At 49.3% G+C, this 2,588-nt stretch carries 2 protein-coding genes; both read right to left on the bottom strand.

Annotated features, from left to right (window positions below):
* A partial coding sequence (locus ABGY95_RS04865; RefSeq protein ID WP_347440572.1) for a phosphoenolpyruvate carboxykinase (GTP) occupies positions 1-1,674 on the bottom strand: 1,674 nt, incomplete at its 3' end.
* Between the two features lie 178 nt (positions 1,675-1,852).
* Entirely contained in the window at positions 1,853-2,029 is a 177-nt protein-coding gene (locus tag ABGY95_RS04860) for a hypothetical protein (protein ID WP_347440571.1), read from the bottom strand.
* Positions 2,030-2,588: the final 559 nt, after the last annotated feature.

Here is a 2,588-nt window from a genome sequence, read left to right as displayed (position 1 = left end):
CATTTCTTCGCGCCTTGGAACCCAGCCGATTGCTGTTTCGTGGCCTAGTGCACGCCCTTTACAGCGGTTAACAACCCACTCTAACACACGCATGTTTTCGCCAAATCCAGGCCATAGGAAATTACCATCTTCATCGAGTCTAAACCAGTTCACATGGAACATCTTCGGTAGGTTTTCGATCTTCTTACCCATAGCTAACCAATGGGTGAAGTAGTTGCCCATGTTGTATCCACAGAACGGAAGCATGGCCATTGGGTCCCGCCTAACAACCCCCATTGTTCCTGCCGCGGCTGCAGTGGTTTCTGAGCCCATAGTAGCTCCGATGTAAACTCCATGAGGCCAGTTGAAACCTTGATAAACCAGTGGCATTGTCGTCTTGCGACGACCTCCAAAGACGATAGCTGAAATAGGTACACCTTCTGGGTTTTGCCACTCGGGGTCAATCGTGGGGCATTGGTGTGCGGGAGCAGTGAACCGAGCATTGGGGTGGGCAGCTTTGACTCCATTCCTACCTTCAGCAGGGGTCCAGTCGTTACCTTGCCAATCGATGAGGTGTGCGGGCTCTTCGCCGTCGATACCTTCCCACCAAACATCTCCGTCGTCAGTGAGTGCTACGTTAGTGAAGATACAGTTTTCCTTCATCGATTCCATTGCATTCGGGTTCGAATCATAGGAGGTGCCAGGAGCCACACCAAAGTAGCCAGTTTCAGGGTTGATGGCGTGGAGCTTTCCGTCCTCATGTGGCCAGAGCCAAGCAATGTCGTCACCGACAATGCTTGTTTTCCAACCAGCTTTGCGGTATTGCTCAGGTGGAACTAGCATCGAAAGATTGGTTTTCCCGCAGGCTGATGGGAAAGCTCCTGTGATATAGGTCTTTTCTCCTTCTGGAGACTCTAGGCCTAAAATTAACATGTGTTCGGCCATCCAGTCGTGTTCGCGTGCGATGTTAGAGGCTATTCTGAGTGCTAAGCATTTTTTACCCAACAATGCGTTGCCACCGTAGCCAGACCCATAGGATGCAATCTCACGTGAGCGAACAAAGTGAACGATGTATTTTTCGTCGTTGCATGGCCAGGGGACATCTTCTTGGCCTTCTTCTAGAGGAGAGCCTACTGAGTGAAGGCAGGGGATGAAAAATCCAGGCCTAGTGCGGCGGGATGCAATTTCTCCGAATGATTCTTTTTCGAGACGATCTAACACATGTGCTCCCATATGTGTCATGATGCGCATGTTGAGTACAGCGTATGCGGAATCTGTGACTTGGACACCAATCTTGGCAAGAGGTGAATCCAGAGGCCCCATGCAGAACGGCACGACGTACATCGTTCTGCCCTTCATCGCACCTTTAAATTTTTCGAGAATGATTTTCTTCATTTCGGCATCTTCACACCAGTTGTTGGTTGGTCCCGCTTGGTCCTTACGTTTGGTGGAGATGAAGGTCCGCTCTTCGACCCGAGCCACGTCAGACGGGGAGGACCGGGCGAGGAAGCTATTGGGGCGTTTTTCAGGGTTGAGACGAATGAGAGTGCCTTTGTCAACCAACTCGTTTGAAAGTTGGTTCCATTCGTCTTGTGAGCCGTCACACCAATGAATGTCTTTAGGTTCACAGAGGTCGATCATTTTGTTGACCCATTTGGTCAACGCACGGTGGCGGGTGGGTTTGGCTGTTGTCATCACCTATCAAGGAAACAGGGATAAGGTTAGATGGCAATCTAAAGTTACAGCTGTGCTATTTTATTTGATTCTAGAGTGAAATACACGCAACTCTAAATGACTTAGAGCAGGAGTGAGATGTGTAGCCTAGATGGCTAATGGAGAGGCTATATCACGCATAGCCCTCGTTTTAGGAACCTCAGCCCCCACCACAGTCATCAGCTTTGGTACTCGTTTGGTTCCATGGCATTTTAGCGAGGAGTAGGCCCATACCGCAGAAGCCTGTGGCGCCAGCTAGGAATAAACCAGCGCTGGTTCCCACTGTGCCCCACGCCCATGCGGAATGGACGAAGAGAGCTAGGAGTGCTGCAGTCATATTGATGAAGCTGACTCTCGTTTTCTTTGAGGATGCTGATTTTAAAGCCGAAGTTGCTCGACTTAGGCTTTACCATGATAGGCTTTGATCGATAGCGGAAGTAATCAGATTTTGCTTGAGATGCATGATTGTAATGACTACCGAGTGGGACTCTTAGGCTGGCTGCTTTGGGCACCTTTTTGTAGCCGCAAAAAAAAACTCGCTCTAGCAGAGCCAGTTTTCTGGCCGTATCAGTTATTCGGCGTGAGCTAAGGGTGTTCAAGGCGCATCATGCTATAGCTCTTATCCGTTACTGGTGGATTTCCTAACGAGCCGAGTAGTAAACGATGGCGCATCATATTGCGCAGAACTCTAGAGTATAGGTGCGATCAAGGCTGTAGGGTGCTTTGGGGTGTAGTTGATTCCAATAATTGATATTTTGAACCAGAATGCAAGTTGTCGGAGGAATACGACTTGTTTCAGTTGCTAGTTTTGGGGGAATTGAGTAAAGCTTGTATCGCGCATGATAGCATTTGTAGAAGGTAATGGATCTGGGGCTTGTGAGGGCCTAGCTGACGAA

Origin of the sequence: Rubritalea sp. (assembly GCF_039830215.1) — a bacterium.
Lineage (GTDB): Bacteria > Verrucomicrobiota > Verrucomicrobiia > Verrucomicrobiales > Akkermansiaceae > Rubritalea.
The sequence above is the reverse complement of the archived record's forward strand: the minus strand, read 5'-3'. Positions and strand labels throughout refer to the sequence as shown.